This is a genomic window from Candidatus Clostridium radicumherbarum, assembly GCF_045310525.1.
GTDB lineage: Bacteria > Bacillota > Clostridia > Clostridiales > Clostridiaceae > Clostridium_AT > Clostridium_AT radicumherbarum.
In genome coordinates this window covers 1585115-1602962 of the sequence record NZ_JBJHZY010000001.1, presented here as the reverse complement: position 1 = coordinate 1602962, position 17848 = coordinate 1585115, and the positions used below count along the sequence as shown (strand labels likewise).

The window sequence follows — 17848 nt, the reverse complement described above, 5'->3', positions numbered from 1 at the left end:
TCAATAATCACAATCTATTTTAATCCTAACATCTTACTTAATGGCTCAATAATATTTTACTATTTTCAGGTATAAGTTTCCTCAAAAAAGAATTTCCACCTAAAAGCTCAAAGCCCTCTCTAAGCTTTTCTTCAATTTTATCAACATCATAATCAGTACATTTTAATAAAGCAACCTTCTCCATTTTATCCCCACCATTCTATTAGATAAGTCGATAATATATATTTTACATTAATTTTCCCACCGAAGGCATTATAAAAAGATTAGCTATTTAAATAGCTCCTTTTGAGGAAAAATTCCAAAAGCCCCACCAGTATGAATAAATAAAATATTTTCATTGTGTTTAAAGCTGCCATTTTTTATTTCTTCACTTAATCCATACATAGCTTTTCCTGTATAAACAGGATCTAAAATTATTCCTTCTAATTTTGCAAATTCCTTAATGAAGTTTATTTCTTCTTCTCTGCTTAAAGCATATCCTTTTCCCACATATCCATCTATAATTCTTATTTCATCTTTAGAAATTTCCAAATCCATATGAATATACTTTATGCTTTCTTGTAATATTTCATAGATACGATTTTTAAAATATTCACTGTCATCACAAACATTTATGCCTAAGATTTTACAATTATTCTCTAATATTTTATTTGCTAAAAAAGTTCCTGCGTATGTACCTCCAGAACCCACAGCTAGTACAACTTTATCAAAATGAACACCTAATTCCCGTTCCTGCTCAATAACTTCTTTCATTGCATTATAATATCCAAAAGTGCCTATTCCATTTGAAGCTCCTTCTGGAATAATATAAGATATATAGCCTTTTTTATCGTATTCATCTTTAATCTGTTCCATAATATCTGCTCTTGAATTTTTATATTCTTCTGTTGTGATAAAACGAATGTCTGCACCTAAAAGCTTGTCTATAAATAAATTTCCATCAACTTCAACACCACTGCTTCCTCTTAAAACAAGTACTGATTTTATTCCAAGCCTTGCTGCTACAGCTGCAGTTGCTCTACAATGGTTTGATTGAATTCCACCACAAGTTATAAGTACATTAGCCCCTTTATTAATAGCTTCTTTTATTGAGAATTCTAATTTTCTAATTTTGTTACCCGATACTTCTAGTCCAGTTTGATCATCTCTCTTTATATAAATATTTGGCCCACCTAATATTTTTGAAAACCTTTCAAGCTTTTCAATTTTCGTTGGCACATTTGCAAGTTTTATTCTTTCTGGAATTTGAATTTTGTTTAAAATATTATCCAAATTTTGTTCATCTCCTTTAAAAAATATTTGTTTTGTACTTATTATACTGTATATATTAAATAATATTATTTTTTATCATATTTTAACTTATATATTAAAAATGGAAGTATTCCTAAAATAAAAGAATACTTCTTATCAATATAACTTCTGCTACCAGTAATGCTTCTGTGAATAGAGATTTTATCAGGCAAAATTGGCATAAGTAAAAACATAATAATTATTGGAACAATTAATATTAGTAAATCTATCATCAACTTTTTATCAAACTTCATATAAGGTAATCCCTTTTTTTTATTATATTTATTAGACGAACAATATTTTACCACTCCGACTTTAATATCCATAATTATACCATGAATAGCTAATTGATTATAAACAAATAAGATTTTTAAATAACTTTTTCACTGCATTATTCATTTTTCAAAGAATATTGTTCATATTATTATATTAAAAATTAATTCGTAATTTAAGAATATTCCGAAATATGATAATTTAAATCAATATCTTATTTTATGCTAATATCAACTTTTGTAGAAATCCAAACAATAACAGATATTACGAAACAACCGAGCCATACAAAAGATAATATTCCTAAGTTTTGTATATAAATAGGTATAAAAGCATTAGGAACAAGACCTATCATAACATTATATTTAATTCCTTTTTCATTAGTTATCTGCTTACTGATAGAATTAAAGGTATCAATATTATCATACTGAATATCCTTTGGATAAGAATATTCCAAATCCTTTATGTCCTTGTACCATTCATTTTGGCCGTTTACCACACCATACATTGTTACATATGTAATCTTTCCCTTGTACTTGTTTAGTAATGTACCAATATTTTTATCTATACTCTCCAAATTGTCTTGGTTATATGATGCCATTACATTAAAAATCTCATTGTTTCTATCCCTATACTGTTTTATAGAAATTTTAGTTCCAACAACAAAAGTTGCAAATGATATTATAGTTATTAAAAGGAAGGCTACTGCTACAATCAATGCTTTCTTCGCCTTCTTATTTACAAATTTAAATATACCAAGTAATTCATTTTCGAGTTGAGTTTCTTCACCAAATCTCTTAATTGCAATAGAAACACTCTCTTCTTCTGACTTACCTTCATACTTTAATTCTTCTACAATTTGCAGTAAGTGATTTCTCATTTCATCTTTTAATATTTGAATTTCTTCTTTGTCTCCACCAATATGTTTATAAACTGAATTAACATATCTATTAATTTTCTCCATCAATTATACCCCCTTATAAAATGTATCAATTATATTTTTAAAAAAAGTCCATTCAGATTTCTTATTGTTTAGATAATTAACACCTTTCTCCGTAATTTTATAATACCTACGCCTTCCACCACCACTTTCCGTATCATCCCAATATGGAGAAATTAATTCGTTTGTTTCAAGTCTTTTTAATACTACATACATAGTTCCTTCTTTGATTTCAAATGTATTTTCACTGATGTTTTTTATACGCTTCGAGATTTCATATCCGTATAAATCTTCATTTACCAATACACTTAAAATTATACTTTCTATGTATCCCTTTATCATTTCTTTATCTATTTCCATAATTTATCACCGCCTAATAACATAATACTATAAACTACTCTATTGCATAAAGTATTTTATAGCATATAATTAAAAAATAAAAAACATAGATTTTATTAAATCTATGTTTAAGGATAAACATTTTGCTTCGTCATAAATTACTCTTACGACGCAAGAAAAGAAGAAATCGAATTACTTTTATTATTTCTACTCAATGATACCCGAGTATTTATTAATTATTCCAAATCCTCAATTTTCATTTTATCAAGCCCATTTTTCTTCTTAAATTTTTCACGACAAGCAAAATATATAGCAAGTAAAATAATTGTAGGAATATTCCACAATAATAACATCATAATTAATTGAAATATACGTTCAACCGTTGATTCATTTGCATAAGCGACCATGCCCAAGACTGCGTAAATAGAAAACATAAAACCAATCATCGGGAATATTAAACCAATCCACTTGTTTTCTCCTTTTGATAAAAATACTTGTATTAGAACAATTCCCGCCAAAAATGCTATTACGCAAAATAAATAAAGAAAACCCGCCATTAGAATCACTCTCCCTTTTTTATTTTTTTATATTCTGATATTAAAATTTTTGCAGTATCAAAATCCAATTTTTCATTCACTGCAAATCTTTTTATAAGTTTAATAAAAGGTTCGTTTGTAGTATCTTCTGATATCCGTATTTTCTGAATTAATCTGTCCAATCTAAGCCTTACTGTTGGATAAGTTACTCCATAGATATTTGCAACTTCTTTTAATGAACCTGAGGATAATATAAATTTCTTAATAAAATTTATATCTTCCTCATCTAAATCTGCTAACCAATCTGGTATCACTTCCATAGGCATTTAAACCTCATTTCTTTAATTATATTTATATATTATGCAATTTATATCTTAATAATATTAATTATATTCTTTAATATTATTAAAGTAAACCTTTATTTTGAAATACAAATTTATAGTTGAACAATTTCTCAAAACAAAAAACAAGGCATCCGTGGATATGAAGCACAATAGCCTTGTTTTTAGAAATAGTATTTAAAATAGTATTTATTTCGTCATATATTACCATTACGAAATACATAATCATCCTATTAGGTTATAAATAATTTATTTTGGGGTTGTGATACAACGAGATGTGTTGATTGCCATACTTGCCCTGAACCCACTAAAAATACTCTATCAAAGGTTTTTTTTAATTTTAAGAAGGCTTTACAAGCTTCTATACTATCTAACTCCCAACCTGATAAAGGTACCCCATAAAATCCATTATTTTTGTTACATTCATATAATAAATATGAAATAAGTTTATCATTTATAATCTTACAATCGTATTCTGTATTTTCTTCAGTAATTAATTCAAATGCAGTAATCATTTGTTGTTTTGAGATGATATTTCTTTTAGTGTCAATTCTGAATATTGATTTGAGACTGTTATCGATTTTATCTTCGTTTAGCAATTCCTTATAGGCTAATTTTGCTTTTTCCGATAGCTTCTTTATCCAAACACCATAGAAAATCTTATCTTTTGAAAGTATCCTAATATTCTCAAATGTACTCGGAAGCAGCCTAACAGTGGGTAAATTTATTAGCTCTATTAAACTTATTCCCACCTTAAATTCCAATGTAATTGGTAACTGCTGAAAATCGTTATGATAAGCTATACCTGTTAAAATCTGTATTAAATTATTTGTCTTTAGTATTTCGTAACAATCTACTTTGTAAATATCCTCCATAAAAGGAGCATGAATAATCTCGTATGTGCAATTACTACTACTCACATTTGTTCTAAATATTTCACTCAAACTTCCTAAATCTATCTTTTTTAACATAACTTATACACTCCTAAAAAACATTAGATGTTTTCTTTTGGTTGGTCGTAATATAATACCATTCCCTCTTAATAAAAGAAATATATGACATAGAATATCTCTATGTGTTTATACTATTAAACATAAATTTTTCTGCCAAATCAATGAACATTGGATGTGCATAAGAGTACGTCCAGTTATTGGGGAGTTCTTTAAAAAGTTCAATTTTTTCTATCTCAAAATCAGGTAACTCCCCAATAACCTTTATATCTGCATAATATATTTGTCCAAAGACTTCCTCAACACTTTCCATAACACCATCGCTACCTTTTGCGCCATAATACCCAACTGGTTTAATATCGAATTCTATAGCTCCTGTTTCTTCCCATAATTCTCTTTTTGATGCTTGTTCTGGTGTTTCTCCATTTTCTATGTGACCACCAGGGCATTCCCATGAACCTTTGCTTTTTCCCTTACACAATACCCATTGCCCTCTATATTTAGCCACTATATCAACAAAGATTATTTTACTTTTATCTATGATATTATCATACAAGTTTATCTCAACCATTTTATACCTCCTTACAAATTCAGGCTTATCGGGTTGTCTATATAATTCATATGACGCATTTATTCATAAGTAACCAGTAATGTTAAAATTGAAATGGCTACACTATTCAAGACATTAATACTATTACTCTCAATTATAGCATATCCTGACATGTTTCTTTTGATAAATAAAAAAAGGTAGACTTTTTCTACCTTATCAAAATTCAATAAATTTTATTTATCTTTTTGTTGCAATGCTCTATATTATGTTGCCTTGTTAATCAAACGAAATTAACATGCTTTTTTACATTCCACTATATAATTATTGATGGAAAATATAAGAATATTGTAAATTAATATAAATTCTGATTATGCTTATTTTGCGGGAGTTAGAGGAACTTATTCATTGATGTATAATTTGATACTCGAAATCCAAGATTTTCATATAATGGTTTCCCTTTTTCAGTCGACATTAAATCAACTGCGGCAACGCCTAATAGCTTTGCTTCCGATAAAAGTTTAGTCATAACTTTCGTTGCAATGCCTTTTCCTCTATATTGAGGGTATGTAAAAACATTGTATACCGTACCGACAAGATATGATGAAAACGCTATTAGTGGAGGTCTTTCCACGATAGACATAAATGCAGTTGCTAATACTTCATTTTCATTCTCGGCAATGATAGCAATAAATCCCTTGTTAAGGTGTTGAGTAAGATATTCTTCTAACTTCGTTCTAATATCTTGCACTTCTTCCGAAGAAGACACACCTTTTTCTGCAAACAGGTATTCCATTCGAATCTTAATGAGGAGGTCAATATCCTCTTTAACCGTTTTTCTTACTTTCATGTTTGCACCACCTTATATTTATAATCTTCAGTTCGCACTTTTCTACGAAGACGTCCCAATCGCTTATATTAATTATACCTTTACTACCTTAAACTGGATATAAAAAAATAATGTATAATTCTTACTAAAATCGTACATTAACATTTGAAAATTATTCCAATACAATTAACATGTGTAGATTTCAATTTTAATACATCTAATAGTAACATAATTGATTATATTATTACTTTCTTATTGCAATAATATAATTTTTATTATAATATAAGGAAATTTCCTGATTTGTATCCACTCCCTGAATGCTATAAACATCAAATGAATTTATTTTACCTAGATATTTATCTATTTTTTCATTATTTAGATTTGGAAGAATTGTATAGTTAGGATTTATTTCATAAATTTTATTATTCCAATTAATTGTAGCATTAAATACAAAATTTGCCTTGAGATAAAAATCTTTAACATTTGTAACCGCAATACTTTTAGTTGAATCTATACCTTTAATTTCAAATAAATCAGTGTTGTAATATTTTCCAATATACTTACCAATTTGATTTTTATCGATCCCTTGATTTGACTCTATCTGATAATATTTATTCTGCCATTCATGAAAGCTTCTCATCGCTGGCGATGAACTAACCTTAACTGGTTCATTATCTTGTTTACTTGTTGATTGAGAATTAATGGCTATTTTTTCTTTTGTTTTTGAAAAATTGTTTATCACATAATTTGTTAACTTTGATCTAAAACTAATAGAGGTAATAATTATAGCAATAATAAAAATTATCCCAACCCGATATAATGAAATTAAACTACTCTTTTTTTTAGTATCAGAATAAATGTGATGTACTTGAGGTTCTAATTTATCTTGTATCTGTTCCCAGAAGTTCGGCGTTTGAACCTTGAAATTCATAATTAATTTTTCTTTTATCTCTTTTTTAGATATTTGTTTCATAAATATCGCCTCCTACAATTTTAACTTATTAACCTGATTTTCCAATATCTTGATACCCTTTTTATAATTCCACACCACTTTCCCAAAAGATATTTTTAAAATATGGCTGATTTCCATGTATGTAATTTCTCCTATTACATGCATAATGATTATTTCACGTTCCATGTCAGTTAGTGATGAAAGTAATTGATTTAATCTAATTTTGTTTATCACTTGTTCATCGAATGCTTCATTCTCTATTAAACATACATCACTTAATTTATCTAATTCTTCTGTAACAATTTTATTTTTTTTTCTTCTCAAACAGTCGATTGATTGATTTTTTGTTATTTCTATTATCCATGCTTTATAGTTTCTACCCGGTAAAAATTTACATGCATTGTTCCATATCTTTATAAATACTTCTTGAGATACATCTGAAGCATCCTGTTCATTATGAAGTATTGATAGTGCAAAATTATACACTACATAATTAAATTCCTCATAAATTAGTTTTAATGCATTTTTATCACCATCTGCAATTTTTAAAATAATCTCCTCAAACTCTATTGCGTTCATAGTTCTTCACATCCCTCTATTATATATACGTTTAAAATAAATATTTTTACAGTAAAATTTTTATAATTATTGAAAGAGTTTAACTTTTAGTTGAAATCAAAAAAGAGGAGATGTTCCACATCCCTCTTTTTTGATAAATACATTTATTTCATTTAATTTGCATTTAACCAAACATCATAAAAATTAGTGCTTGAATATGGTGTATTTGGTGATGCTAGCATATATTTACCACCAGTACTCCACATCGACACATATTGGTGTGATAATGAAGTCAAGTCATTCCAAACATTTGAAGAATTATAACTTTTGCAATTAAACCAAGAAATAGTTCCAAAGTCTGCTAAATTTGCAAATGCTTTAGTTCCATCAGAATATTTTAAAGTAGGTCTTTCATCTATCCATTCTACTGTACTACCATCATAATAGTTATTATCAAGATTTACAAAAATACTCTGACTACCTCCATTAGTGTAATCTGCAACATAAAAATTAGCAACTCGATTCGAATACAGATAAGTTACATACATATGTACATCGTCTCCAGGACTAATATTTATTGATGCTATGTTTATTTGCCCATTAGGATCATTATTATATTCATCAATATATTCATAAAATGCAGTATATTGATAATTATGCATAGCTGTTCCAGCCTGAAGTAAAGCGGCTGTATTTACTCCACCTATTCCAATCCAAGAGCTTTCATATGCATTAGCAACTGAATCACTTTTTTCTGTTGGCTGTGTAAAATCACCTTGAACGCTTCTTAATGTATTTGAATTTACATAATCCACATATCCAGACCAATTAAGAAGTTGATTATTTACACTGTTTTTTATGGTGTAATTTTCTTTTCTTTTTAATCCATGTTTTATTTGTGTAGAAATAATTTTAGGTATTGGTGTATTTTTGTAATGCTTCATCATATCTTCCCATTGCAATAATTCATTTTTATCTTTAGGCCTAGCTGGAAAACCATACTCTAATAATTGTTCATCAGTTGCATTCATAGGAATAAATCCTTTAGGTGGAATAGGAAAATCATTTTCAACTCCATTTATATTATAAACATAAACTTCTCCTCCATCTGGAAGCTTTCGGATTTCTGAATAATTTTCTTCTTTATCTTTACTATTTGTATTATTTTGGGCGTGTAAGTTTTGTGAATTGAATATTGATGTAGCAACTAAAGTTGCTACTAAAATAATAGATAAACATCTTTTTCTTAAATACATCTCTTAACTCTCCTTTTAATAAAATAATTTTTTTATAATGTTTGTCCATAAGTATAATAAATACATAATTCTACAAAATTCCAAAAAAACCTTTTATTTTCCATAAATAGTTTAAATTGTTTGTTGTAATGTTTAAAATCTACCTTGCCCCAGATTACGTAGATGCTACCTCAAAGCCAATTTATGAAAAAATTTTTACGATTAGCTACCTATGTTTTTCTTAGTGTCAGCTTAATCTTTTTAGAAACAGCTCAAAAAAAGGGCTTCGCCTTAGCAGTTTGATATGCTAAGGCGACAGCCCCTTAAATTTGAGAACATATTAAAAGGGTTTCTCTATTTAAATGGTCTTTTAAAAAAAGATTTATTTTTTTTACTTTCCAAATAATTTACTAAAGAACCCCTTCTTAATATCTACTGTAGCAGCACCCTCTTCCATTGGAGGTTTAATACCTTTGCAAAATTTATATTAGATTGAATTAATCCGTTTATCTGGTTATCCTTAGCTTTAATCTGATCATCTATTATTTTGATTTGTTCTTCGAGGGACATTATCCTTTCTTTGAGATCCGTATATTATCTATTTGATAAAATCATACATTCATTTAAGACGTAATAAAGTACCATTCTTCATTAATCGCTAAATAATAATTGATGAGCTATATAAGAAAATTATTCATCATCACTCTTTTCAAATAATAAGTCAAAAGTTTTTGGTTGACCATTATTTCCGTAGAACGAAGAAGGAATTGCATCTACATATCTCCAACCTTCAGAGGCATACTTATCAATCAATTCTCTATGATTTGCGTCAGAGAACAGTCCTTTTGATTTGGACTCAACATATAAATATTTAAAACTCATGGTTACCTCCCAATTAATTATTTTAAAGAATAATATATTACATTTGTGTCTTTATAAAACTATATTCTAGTTAAGTGTAACATTTCCTTCTTTTGTCAGTAATTTTACTGAGGTGATATTATATAAACTAAGTGTATCTAAAAATGCTGCAGTTCACTAATTTCCTAACTCCAATAACAGTCTCGCAAAGGAATCTACCCAGGGGTGCTAGGAAGTAGCTTAAGTTAGATCCTTACTAATAACTTATTAAATGCAAACGGTACTTTTAATAGAGAACAATCATAATCTGATAAGTAGTATAAAAGGAGGCCTTTATAATGTATTGCCCATTCCTTAATTACAGAACATTATGTCCTATTAAATACCATAGGCTTGATCCCATGTATAAAGCCGATAATAGCTTTAGAAAGCTAGATCCCACAGTGTCAGTTACCACAACGAATATACAAAATTCAAGTAGTGAAATAAATGAAAATCTTTTAATACCCGTGTTTCATGGCTCAGCAAATCCTCAAATCCTCTCCTATATCAACAATAATGTTAAAAATGATATTCTAGAATATAAAAATCAGATGGAAGCCGCTGCAAAAGAACATGCAAGAGTTTTAAAATTACAAGGAAAACAACCTGATCCCTTCCAAATTGCCACAACCTATTCAGTAACTTATGATAAAAACAATATCTTAAGTTTCTCAATATTTTTCCAGGAATACTTTAGTGGAAAACATAATGATATAAGAACCTCATATAACTATGATCTTAGGACTGGTAACTCTATTAGTCTAGAAGATTTATTCAGGCAAGGAGTTGATTATTTAGCCACATTAAATAAAATTGCCAAACAGCAGCTTCAAACAAATTATCCGAGTATCGCAGCCAATTATAAAGGAATTGCAAAAGATCAACCCTTCTATTTAGATAATAATGCTCTGGTTATATATCCTAGATTCAATGAAATTGCTCCTGTGGTGTCTGCTATACCACTTATAAGGATTCCCTTCACAAATATTAGCAATATTTTAAAACCTCATTTTGTATAACCAAACTATAAAGCCTCAAATTATAGAGAACAAGATAATTTAAAATAAAAATAAGAATACAATATTTAAACATTTATTCACTATCATTGCTGCCTATGACATATTTAAAAGCCCTTAATACAATTAATTGCATTAGGGGCTTTTAAAGTGGATACTTATTTTAATAGAGCTTTAGTAACTATGAAACAGGTCTATTAATGTTGATTAGTGAATGGATAATAAAAGGAATATAAAACTTGAAAAATTAAGCCCTTCTTGAAATTCGAAAGGGCAAAAATGTTAGATATTAAATTATTTAAGTATACCTTAAGGCACCTCTTTATTTCTTACTTAAGAAGGTTAGCCTTCTTTTCTAGAATCGCTGCTGCAGCTGCACAAGCTGGGCAAACACAATATTTTTCTCCCTGAGACTTAACTTCCTTTGCATGCGTCGCAATAATCTTAGCCTTGTCCGCTCCAAAAACCTGAATGCCATGATCTGATTCAGCAAAACCAATTAAACTGTCAATTGTCATAACATCTGCTTCCAGCTCATCAATATATCTTTTTGTTTCTGCGGCTTCCCCTTCACTTCCGATAGCATTCAACCAGTTCTGTGCTGCTATTCTTGCACCACTACAACATGATGATGCACTCATTAATTCATGTGTTTTTTCAACAACATAGTTTAATATTTCTTTATCCATAATTAATATCCCTTCCCCTTAAGTTTTTACTTATTGTACCATAATTATTTATCCTTTACAACGAAGAGAAGTGGAACTCTGTTTAAGTAAATTGGACGCAACAAATTTGATTTTCCTTTCTATCAATTATTTAAATTAGTCTTTTAAACTAGTACTATATTATACTAATAGGTATAATTACTTTGTGCTATTTATGTACACTGTCAATTAATTCCTTAATAGAATCAATCACTACTTGAGGTTTATCATTCTGTATGAAATGTCCACTGTCTTTAACTAAAATATGCTTACTATTCTTGGACAATTTTGACAAGTTATCTTGAAAAATAGCCGGTTGTGTGGATGTGAGGACAACTATTGGAATATTCCTTAATGCATCCTTTTTTCTTATTTCATCTACTTGCTTGGCACTTTGTATAACATCAAACTTAGGTTCTGCGCTATCTAAATTTCTATTTAATTCTTCTAAAGAAGTTCCAGATATACCATCAAATTGATATTCATGCGTACTATCAACAAATACAATACCGGACACTTCATTAGGATATGTACCAGCGAATAATCTTGCATTAAAGCCTCCAATTGAATGTGCAACTATAATATAAGGGCCTTTAACTTTTGCATTAGTTAAAAGAGTATGCAGCTCATGAACTTGGTCTAAACTGGTTCTTGGTAATTTGCTTACATCGCTATTTCCAAGTCCTGCTCTATCATAAGAAAATGTTCTTGCAATTTTCGAGATTTCAGGTTGTACTAACGACCAGGTGCTGTTGGTGTAACCTAGACCTGATTCAAATATAACAGTTGGAGTTCCTTTTCCATAACAATTAACATTTAGACCATAACCACCAATATCAACCCTCCCATTTATGATCCTAGTAGCAAATGTATCTTCTCTATGTTTTAATACACCGATGACTATACAGATAATTAGCAAAAGAATTACTATCAGAATTAATTTTATTTTTTTACTTTTGATATAAATAATCAATACCCCCCTGTTTGCGATATTCATATTATATTTCGTGTTGTTAAATATTGCAAACATGGAATTTTATTGAATTTATCCAAACTACGTATATTGGGGTAAACAAACTAAAATGTCCCTTATTATCTTCTTCTTATAAGCAATTAGCCTAACTGAGAAGGCTATAAAAGCCGTACAATAGTTTTCACGGGTCCACAATTCTATCAGTAGGTTATGTTTAGAATGACTTTGTTATTAATTTGAGGATGTATGAATTTAGTAATATGAATATATAAGTTATAAGAACTAAAGAATAATGATATAAAGAAATTACTCTAAATACTGGTCGGATGTTATAGCAATATATTACGAACTAATATATAATTAGCTATGATGTAAAAAATAGGAGGTGTTAATATTTTAAATTTACCTAAAAAAGAAAATTTATCTAATGTATTCACATTTGGCAATCTAATCTTTGGTGTTCTTTCTATACTAATGGCAAGCGAGAGGAATTTCCTTTTTTCCAGTGCATTCATTCTTATATCAGCCCTATTTGATAGATATGACGGACGTATTGCACGTTATTTTGGAGTAGAAAATACTCTAGGTAAAGAACTGGATTCACTGGCAGATGTAATATCATTTGGTGTGGCACCGTCTGTGCTGACATTCTATATATGTAACCTTTTATCCTATTCTTTAATAGGGTATATTATAACTATTCTCATGCCGGTAGCTGGAGCTTATAGGCTGGCAAGATATAATGCATTTGATTTTAATGGGATATTTACTGGAGTGCCTATTACTCTGGTTGGATGCTTTATGGCATTATATTATCTTATTTATATTTTCGTTAATGCAGCTATAATGACTAATATATTTGTTATTGCAATAATAATATGTATTGGTTCGTATTTAATGATTAGTAACATCAAACTAAAAAAAGTATAATAAGTAATTGGGTTACATTTACGTTATATTTATAATTAATTCAAAATATCTGTTTTTATAAAGGAGGTTACAATGAATATTATCGAAGAAGTTAAAAATCTCTACCGCATCATTGAGCTTAAACCGTTTCGAAAAACAGAAGGTGTCATTTTTGATCTTTTCCCAATGGACAGTATTACACATATAGATTCCATTGATCGTGTGCTTCATGACCACAGTGCAGTTTCTCCCGGACCTGTTGGTTCTGTCTCACGTCCATGGTACATGCACCCTCATCAGGACGATAACCTTCTAGTTCTTCATGGCAGACGTGAGGTTGACATTTATAACAAAACTCATGGCAAAGCCGAGCACTTTACTGTATATCCCGACAAAATTTTAAAAAATGGTAAGCTCCTATACAATGGCGGTGCTTTACTTGTCTGGCCTGCAGGTGTCTTTCATCGAATTGTCAGCGGTGAAGATGGCTCAGCCTCTATAAATTTGGCTGTTCATCATGAAGGTTTCGATATCAGAACCAATTTTAATATTTATGATTTAAACACGGAGTCCGGAGAATTTCACTTGATTCGTGAGGGATACAAGGATCAGATGTAATAGTCTCCCAAAAGTAGTAATGAAAAAATGCTTTTAGGTACAACTACCAAAAAGCATTTTTCTTTACTGCAAAAAAGTGGCAGGGATATAGATGGTGCTGTGGCAACAATTTTGGCGCTTAATTGTGCCATAAGATTTGGCGGCGATGCAGGTCGGACTGTTTATGATAATAGAGGAATTTTGGTGCTTTAGCAATCATAATATATAAATGTTACCTGGATATACTAATATCCGAGGAGCGTGATGAAGATGAATGGAAATACCGAATTGTTAAACTTCGTTTTTCAAAACTCACAAATGGGAGTGGACACAATCAAACAATTGTTGGATATAGTTAAAGATGAGAACTTTAAAAAGCAATTAGAGTCTCAATTTAACGAATATAAGCAAATACATTTAGCCGCCCAAAAAGCACTTAATGAAAATGGGCAAGATGAAAAAGGTATTAGCACATTAGATAAAATAAAAACTTATTTGATGATTAATATGCAAACTATGGCCGATAAAACACCCTCACATATTTCCGAAATGCTAATCATCGGAAGTAACATGGGTATTATTGATGCAATTAAAAAGCTTAAAAAATATAAGGACGCAGAAGAAGATATTATAAAACTGATGGAAAAATTGCTTAAGTTCGAAGAGGATAATGTTCAACAATTAAAACAGTTTCTCTAAAATTTGCTTATCCCCCGGAACACTCTGAAGAAACCAGAGTGTTTTTTTATACCTAATTTTAAAGGAGTGTCATTCTATTAGTTATTAGGTCTCAATTTCTAAATCAGCCTGTTCTTGCGCAAGCCTGCAGTCATAAACCGCCATGCCGCCTTTCTATTTGTTAACCATGCGATTTGAGCGTCATTTTTGGTGTTACTAAGTATTCTTGGTATGAAGAATTTTGCAACCGTTTCAGGTTTGTCTGCCAATATATTAAACAACTTTTTAAACTTTTCATCAGAGATGACTTCTGACTGTTCTCCGTCCGGTGTTTTTGTGATGAAATCAGTGAGCATCATGCCCGGAGATAAACGCCCGGCTATTACACCTGTTCCATCCAGTTCCTTTGCAAGCCCTTTCATAAAGTACGTTAATGCATGCTTGGTAGTACCGTACAGTATTGTTTTAAGCTGTATCATGTTGTTTGAGCCAAGGCCCTCCATGCTGTATATCGCACCATGCCCCTGTTTTAGCATTCCCATTGCAGCAATCTGTGAACCGTAAATCATGCCAGTAATATTGGTTTGAATAATGTTCTCAGTGTAAGTTTCACCCGTTTCCCACGAAAACTTGTGTGGCGTGTTTTGCCCGGCGTTATTAATCCATATATCTAGCTGAATCAGCAAAGTTTACCATTGGATTTTTCTTATATTCTTCTATTTTGCGTTTATCTTCTTTATCCATATTTTACTCCCCCTTATTATTTTATGAATTAGTGTATAATTTAATACTGAGCCGTCATATAAGAACATTACGGCTCATCCTAATAATAATCATATCACTATCAGCAACTTTATCAAATAGAGCCTTCTTTAAATTACTTGATTTGCATTAGCTAGTCTTTCTTGTGTTTTAGAATTTCATAGTCTAATCATTTAAAGTTTTCCCAAAGAAGAATTCTTTTCCTAACCTGCTGTGCTAAATAACTTGTCTAAAGTAATATGCTTTCATATACAACACAAAACAAATTTATAATTCTCTTTTTGTGAACATTCTTCTTGTACGAAATACAGACTATATAGTATCTTAATATTATCAATACAAATAATAAATTTCATGTCTCCTCTATTGAATAGCAATTGTTGCTAGAAATTTTACCTATTTGTACTCTTTAAATAAAATTTATATTTAACAATAAATCGGTATTAACTACTAGGTAGTTTTTAAAATTTGCAATATTATTTGATAGGAAATTATAGGATAAAGCGTATTTAATGTATGAGAGCTCTTTAAAAATTTAAATAAAATTGATGAAACTGAATCTAGGAGGTTAAAGCTTGAAAATAGATGAAAGTAATTTTATAAAGGAACTTAAAAATAAAAATTATAAATCTATGGATTACGTAATTGATATGTATGGAAATCTTATTTATAAGATAGTCTATAGTATCTTATATAACGACTATAATATATGTGCAGTTGAAGAGTGTACGAATGATGTACTTATTAAAATATGGGACAATATTGAATGCTTTGACTCAAAAAAAGGTTCATTTAAAACCTGGATTATTACAATCGCAAAATATAAGGCAATTGATTACAAGCGCAAGCTTATAAAATACTCCAACCTTACGGATATAGACAGTTTAATACTTTCTTCTGGTGAAGATATAGAGAATGGTCTTATATTAAAGGAAAGAAGAGCTGAGATATTAGCTGCTATAGATAAGATGAAAGAGCAGGATAAGCATATATTCCTCAAAAGATATTTCCTTAATGAAGATATTAACTCTATAGCTCAAAGCTTAAATTTAACTAAGGCTGCTGTAGAAAACAGGTTATCCAGGGGGAGAAAGTTTTTGAAAGAACAACTTATCAATTTTCAGGAGGAGGCTATCTAAATGATCGAAAACAATTTATATTTGGAATTTAATAATATTATTGTAGATGAACATGAATTTGATGATATTAATATATGTATGACTGATATACAAAAAAGAAGATTAAAACATAATTTAAGAAAGTATACTAAAAAAAGAAGACACCTTAGAACCAAAATAGCAGTTGCCTGTGCTGCTTTTTCAATATTCCTTATTGGAGTCTGTTATACAAATCCTACCCTAGCAGCTCAATTTCCTATTCTAAATCCAATAGTGGAACTATTAGGTCGCACTGGTGATTATGAAAAATACTCAGCAATAATAAATAAAACTATTACCCAAAATGGAAGTTCCTTCACCATAAACAGTGTTGTTTGTTTTGATAATAATATAGTCATAGGTTATACTGCTAAAAGTGATGAAAAAATAAATCAGCGAGGCACTTTATTTTGGCCAATTTTTAAGGTAAATGGGAGAACCTTAGATGGAGGTTCACAAGGTTTAGTTAAAAACATAGATGAAAATACAATTATAGGAACTATTTTACTTACTGCAAAGTCCTTAGACTTACCAAATAGTTTTAATTTTGATATGTCTTTTAATGGATTCAATACAAGTGAGGGAAAGTGGAACTTTAAATTCAATATCTTAAAGGCTGAATCAAGCAAAAATATAAAAATTTATACAAAAAATCAGGAAATATCCTATGATAAATATAACTTTACAATTAAAAAAGTTACTCTAACTCCCTTTAACACAATAGTTTCAATTCATAGTAAAAATAAAAATCTAGTTCCTGATACTACTAATCTATTTATAATGTTAGATGATGAAAGCAATATAATCCAACCTAGTGATATACAAGCAGATAGTGTTCATCCTAACAGTTCTGGCGGATTTGATTATACGTTCCTTTATTCAAAGGCAAATAGCAATACAAAGTATTTAACACTTATCCCTTATAAATATCATGAGAAACAGGAAGGGAACAATTATAATTCAGCACAAGGCCCAATTGATGAGGCATTGCCTATCTCAACTAAGCTACCCTTTAAACTTAATGAAGGCAAGCACGGCAAAGTAGAGATAGATCAAATAACCTATTCAAATGACAGAGATAATGTGATTATAAAAGGGGTTATATATGGCAGGCTGCCTAATAATCAATTTATTAGGTTAGAAGGTGAAAACTTTAACCCTGCTGGAGATCTATATCCTATAAATAATTCCATCAGAAAAATTGAAAGTGATAAGTATGAATTTGTGGTGGAGTATAAAGGCCTAAAAAGTGATAAAAATTATAAGATAATAGCACCAAACTTGGACTATTATATAGATTATGATTCAGAGATTAAAATAACGTTAGATAATTAAACTAGGGATTCCATAACTTTTATA

The 17848-nt window shown here is 29.5% G+C and carries 23 protein-coding genes and 1 pseudogene; 7 read left to right on the top strand and 17 right to left on the bottom strand.

Annotation, left to right across the window (positions count from 1 at the left end):
- Positions 1-46: 46 nt before the first annotated feature.
- The 14 genes and pseudogenes from ACJDUH_RS07635 to ACJDUH_RS07570 all read right to left on the bottom strand — a co-directional run.
- Positions 47-184 (bottom strand): annotated as a pseudogene (locus tag ACJDUH_RS07635) (DUF362 domain-containing protein); the annotation flags it as partial.
- A gap of 83 nt (positions 185-267) precedes the next feature.
- Positions 268-1272 carry a D-cysteine desulfhydrase family protein gene (locus ACJDUH_RS07630; protein WP_406764555.1) on the bottom strand — a complete coding sequence of 335 codons (1005 nt, stop codon included), beginning with the start codon at positions 1270-1272 and terminating at the stop codon, positions 268-270.
- Between the two features lie 65 nt (positions 1273-1337).
- Positions 1338-1544: a hypothetical protein gene (locus ACJDUH_RS07625; protein WP_406764554.1), complete on the bottom strand. Its 207-nt coding sequence runs from the start codon at positions 1542-1544 to the stop codon at positions 1338-1340.
- A gap of 233 nt (positions 1545-1777) precedes the next feature.
- Positions 1778-2524 (bottom strand): permease prefix domain 1-containing protein, encoded by a 747-nt coding sequence (locus tag ACJDUH_RS07620; protein WP_406764553.1) that lies wholly within the window; start codon positions 2522-2524, stop codon positions 1778-1780.
- A 3-nt stretch (positions 2525-2527) separates the two neighbouring features.
- On the bottom strand, positions 2528-2860 hold the full coding sequence (locus tag ACJDUH_RS07615) for a PadR family transcriptional regulator (RefSeq protein WP_406764552.1): 333 nt from the start codon (positions 2858-2860) through the stop codon (positions 2528-2530).
- A gap of 215 nt (positions 2861-3075) precedes the next feature.
- Complete coding sequence (locus ACJDUH_RS07610; protein ID WP_406764551.1) at positions 3076-3396, bottom strand: hypothetical protein; 321 nt, start codon at positions 3394-3396, stop codon at positions 3076-3078.
- Between the two features lie 5 nt (positions 3397-3401).
- Positions 3402-3695: a DUF2089 family protein gene (locus tag ACJDUH_RS07605; RefSeq protein ID WP_406764550.1), complete on the bottom strand. Its 294-nt coding sequence runs from the start codon at positions 3693-3695 to the stop codon at positions 3402-3404.
- 254 nt (positions 3696-3949) lie between these two features.
- Positions 3950-4687 (bottom strand): hypothetical protein, encoded by a 738-nt coding sequence (locus ACJDUH_RS07600; protein WP_406764549.1) that lies wholly within the window; start codon positions 4685-4687, stop codon positions 3950-3952.
- A 100-nt stretch (positions 4688-4787) separates the two neighbouring features.
- Positions 4788-5237: an NUDIX hydrolase gene (locus ACJDUH_RS07595; protein ID WP_406764548.1), complete on the bottom strand. Its 450-nt coding sequence runs from the start codon at positions 5235-5237 to the stop codon at positions 4788-4790.
- A gap of 367 nt (positions 5238-5604) precedes the next feature.
- Positions 5605-6063: a GNAT family N-acetyltransferase gene (locus ACJDUH_RS07590; RefSeq protein WP_406764547.1), complete on the bottom strand. Its 459-nt coding sequence runs from the start codon at positions 6061-6063 to the stop codon at positions 5605-5607.
- A 223-nt stretch (positions 6064-6286) separates the two neighbouring features.
- Positions 6287-7015, bottom strand: a complete 729-nt coding sequence (locus tag ACJDUH_RS07585; RefSeq protein WP_406764546.1) for a hypothetical protein — start codon at positions 7013-7015, stop codon at positions 6287-6289.
- 12 nt (positions 7016-7027) lie between these two features.
- Positions 7028-7573 carry an RNA polymerase sigma factor gene (locus ACJDUH_RS07580; protein WP_406764545.1) on the bottom strand — a complete coding sequence of 182 codons (546 nt, stop codon included), beginning with the start codon at positions 7571-7573 and terminating at the stop codon, positions 7028-7030.
- A gap of 152 nt (positions 7574-7725) precedes the next feature.
- Positions 7726-8808 carry a G1 family glutamic endopeptidase gene (locus ACJDUH_RS07575; protein WP_406764544.1) on the bottom strand — a complete coding sequence of 361 codons (1083 nt, stop codon included), beginning with the start codon at positions 8806-8808 and terminating at the stop codon, positions 7726-7728.
- Between the two features lie 669 nt (positions 8809-9477).
- The gene (locus tag ACJDUH_RS07570; RefSeq protein WP_406764543.1) at positions 9478-9669 is read right to left on the bottom strand and encodes a DUF4177 domain-containing protein; all 192 of its coding nucleotides are present in this window, start codon (positions 9667-9669) and stop codon (positions 9478-9480) included.
- Between the two features lie 317 nt (positions 9670-9986).
- On the opposite strand from ACJDUH_RS07570, the gene ACJDUH_RS07565 reads away from it, so the two are divergent.
- Positions 9987-10709: a DUF3298 and DUF4163 domain-containing protein gene (locus ACJDUH_RS07565; RefSeq protein ID WP_406764542.1), complete on the top strand. Its 723-nt coding sequence runs from the start codon at positions 9987-9989 to the stop codon at positions 10707-10709.
- Between the two features lie 326 nt (positions 10710-11035).
- Here ACJDUH_RS07565 and ACJDUH_RS07560 read toward each other — a convergent pair whose 3' ends face one another.
- Complete coding sequence (locus tag ACJDUH_RS07560) at positions 11036-11347, bottom strand: molecular chaperone Hsp90 (RefSeq protein WP_406764541.1); 312 nt, start codon at positions 11345-11347, stop codon at positions 11036-11038.
- 235 nt (positions 11348-11582) lie between these two features.
- The gene (locus ACJDUH_RS07555; protein ID WP_406764540.1) at positions 11583-12332 is read right to left on the bottom strand and encodes an alpha/beta fold hydrolase; all 750 of its coding nucleotides are present in this window, start codon (positions 12330-12332) and stop codon (positions 11583-11585) included.
- Positions 12333-12779: 447 nt separating this feature from the next.
- On the opposite strand from ACJDUH_RS07555, the gene pssA reads away from it, so the two are divergent.
- The 4 genes from pssA to ACJDUH_RS07535 all read left to right on the top strand — a co-directional run bounded on the left by pssA (position 12780) and on the right by ACJDUH_RS07535 (position 14591).
- Positions 12780-13316 (top strand): CDP-diacylglycerol--serine O-phosphatidyltransferase, encoded by a 537-nt coding sequence (gene pssA / locus ACJDUH_RS07550; RefSeq protein WP_406765029.1) that lies wholly within the window; start codon positions 12780-12782, stop codon positions 13314-13316.
- 72 nt (positions 13317-13388) lie between these two features.
- Positions 13389-13913: a hypothetical protein gene (locus tag ACJDUH_RS07545; protein ID WP_406764539.1), complete on the top strand. Its 525-nt coding sequence runs from the start codon at positions 13389-13391 to the stop codon at positions 13911-13913.
- A gap of 27 nt (positions 13914-13940) precedes the next feature.
- Positions 13941-14105, top strand: coding sequence for a hypothetical protein (locus tag ACJDUH_RS07540; RefSeq protein ID WP_406764538.1), 165 nt, complete (start codon positions 13941-13943; stop codon positions 14103-14105).
- A 57-nt stretch (positions 14106-14162) separates the two neighbouring features.
- Positions 14163-14591 carry a hypothetical protein gene (locus ACJDUH_RS07535; RefSeq protein ID WP_406764537.1) on the top strand — a complete coding sequence of 143 codons (429 nt, stop codon included), beginning with the start codon at positions 14163-14165 and terminating at the stop codon, positions 14589-14591.
- Positions 14592-14689: 98 nt separating this feature from the next.
- Here the strand turns inward: ACJDUH_RS07535 and ACJDUH_RS07530 are convergent, their stop codons facing one another.
- Complete coding sequence (locus ACJDUH_RS07530) at positions 14690-15256, bottom strand: SDR family NAD(P)-dependent oxidoreductase (protein ID WP_406764536.1); 567 nt, start codon at positions 15254-15256, stop codon at positions 14690-14692.
- 651 nt (positions 15257-15907) lie between these two features.
- Here ACJDUH_RS07530 and ACJDUH_RS07525 point away from each other — a divergent pair.
- Both ACJDUH_RS07525 and ACJDUH_RS07520 read left to right on the top strand, forming a co-directional pair.
- The gene (locus tag ACJDUH_RS07525) at positions 15908-16471 is read left to right on the top strand and encodes a sigma-70 family RNA polymerase sigma factor (RefSeq protein ID WP_406764535.1); all 564 of its coding nucleotides are present in this window, start codon (positions 15908-15910) and stop codon (positions 16469-16471) included.
- On the top strand, positions 16472-17824 hold the full coding sequence (locus ACJDUH_RS07520; protein WP_406764534.1) for a DUF4179 domain-containing protein: 1353 nt from the start codon (positions 16472-16474) through the stop codon (positions 17822-17824).
- Positions 17825-17848: the final 24 nt, after the last annotated feature.

What these genes read in the sequence shown, in the direction of transcription:
- ACJDUH_RS07625 (WP_406764554.1), bottom strand. Translation starts at nt 1,544, where the DNA reads ATGAAGTTTGATAAAAAGTTGATGATAGATTTACTAATATTAATTGTT.
- ACJDUH_RS07620 (WP_406764553.1), bottom strand. Translation starts at nt 2,524, where the DNA reads ATGGAGAAAATTAATAGATATGTTAATTCAGTTTATAAACATATTGGT.
- ACJDUH_RS07615 (WP_406764552.1), bottom strand. Translation starts at nt 2,860, where the DNA reads ATGGAAATAGATAAAGAAATGATAAAGGGATACATAGAAAGTATAATT.
- ACJDUH_RS07610 (WP_406764551.1), bottom strand. Translation starts at nt 3,396, where the DNA reads ATGGCGGGTTTTCTTTATTTATTTTGCGTAATAGCATTTTTGGCGGGA.
- ACJDUH_RS07605 (WP_406764550.1), bottom strand. Translation starts at nt 3,695, where the DNA reads ATGGAAGTGATACCAGATTGGTTAGCAGATTTAGATGAGGAAGATATA.
- ACJDUH_RS07600 (WP_406764549.1), bottom strand. Translation starts at nt 4,687, where the DNA reads ATGTTAAAAAAGATAGATTTAGGAAGTTTGAGTGAAATATTTAGAACA.
- ACJDUH_RS07595 (WP_406764548.1), bottom strand. Translation starts at nt 5,237, where the DNA reads ATGGTTGAGATAAACTTGTATGATAATATCATAGATAAAAGTAAAATA.
- ACJDUH_RS07590 (WP_406764547.1), bottom strand. Translation starts at nt 6,063, where the DNA reads ATGAAAGTAAGAAAAACGGTTAAAGAGGATATTGACCTCCTCATTAAG.
- ACJDUH_RS07585 (WP_406764546.1), bottom strand. Translation starts at nt 7,015, where the DNA reads ATGAAACAAATATCTAAAAAAGAGATAAAAGAAAAATTAATTATGAAT.
- ACJDUH_RS07580 (WP_406764545.1), bottom strand. Translation starts at nt 7,573, where the DNA reads ATGAACGCAATAGAGTTTGAGGAGATTATTTTAAAAATTGCAGATGGT.
- ACJDUH_RS07575 (WP_406764544.1), bottom strand. Translation starts at nt 8,808, where the DNA reads ATGTATTTAAGAAAAAGATGTTTATCTATTATTTTAGTAGCAACTTTA.
- ACJDUH_RS07570 (WP_406764543.1), bottom strand. Translation starts at nt 9,669, where the DNA reads ATGAGTTTTAAATATTTATATGTTGAGTCCAAATCAAAAGGACTGTTC.
- ACJDUH_RS07565 (WP_406764542.1), top strand. Translation starts at nt 9,987, where the DNA reads ATGTATTGCCCATTCCTTAATTACAGAACATTATGTCCTATTAAATAC.
- ACJDUH_RS07560 (WP_406764541.1), bottom strand. Translation starts at nt 11,347, where the DNA reads ATGAGTGCATCATCATGTTGTAGTGGTGCAAGAATAGCAGCACAGAAC.
- ACJDUH_RS07545 (WP_406764539.1), top strand. Translation starts at nt 13,389, where the DNA reads ATGAATATTATCGAAGAAGTTAAAAATCTCTACCGCATCATTGAGCTT.
- ACJDUH_RS07540 (WP_406764538.1), top strand. Translation starts at nt 13,941, where the DNA reads ATGCTTTTAGGTACAACTACCAAAAAGCATTTTTCTTTACTGCAAAAA.
- ACJDUH_RS07535 (WP_406764537.1), top strand. Translation starts at nt 14,163, where the DNA reads ATGAATGGAAATACCGAATTGTTAAACTTCGTTTTTCAAAACTCACAA.
- ACJDUH_RS07520 (WP_406764534.1), top strand. Translation starts at nt 16,472, where the DNA reads ATGATCGAAAACAATTTATATTTGGAATTTAATAATATTATTGTAGAT.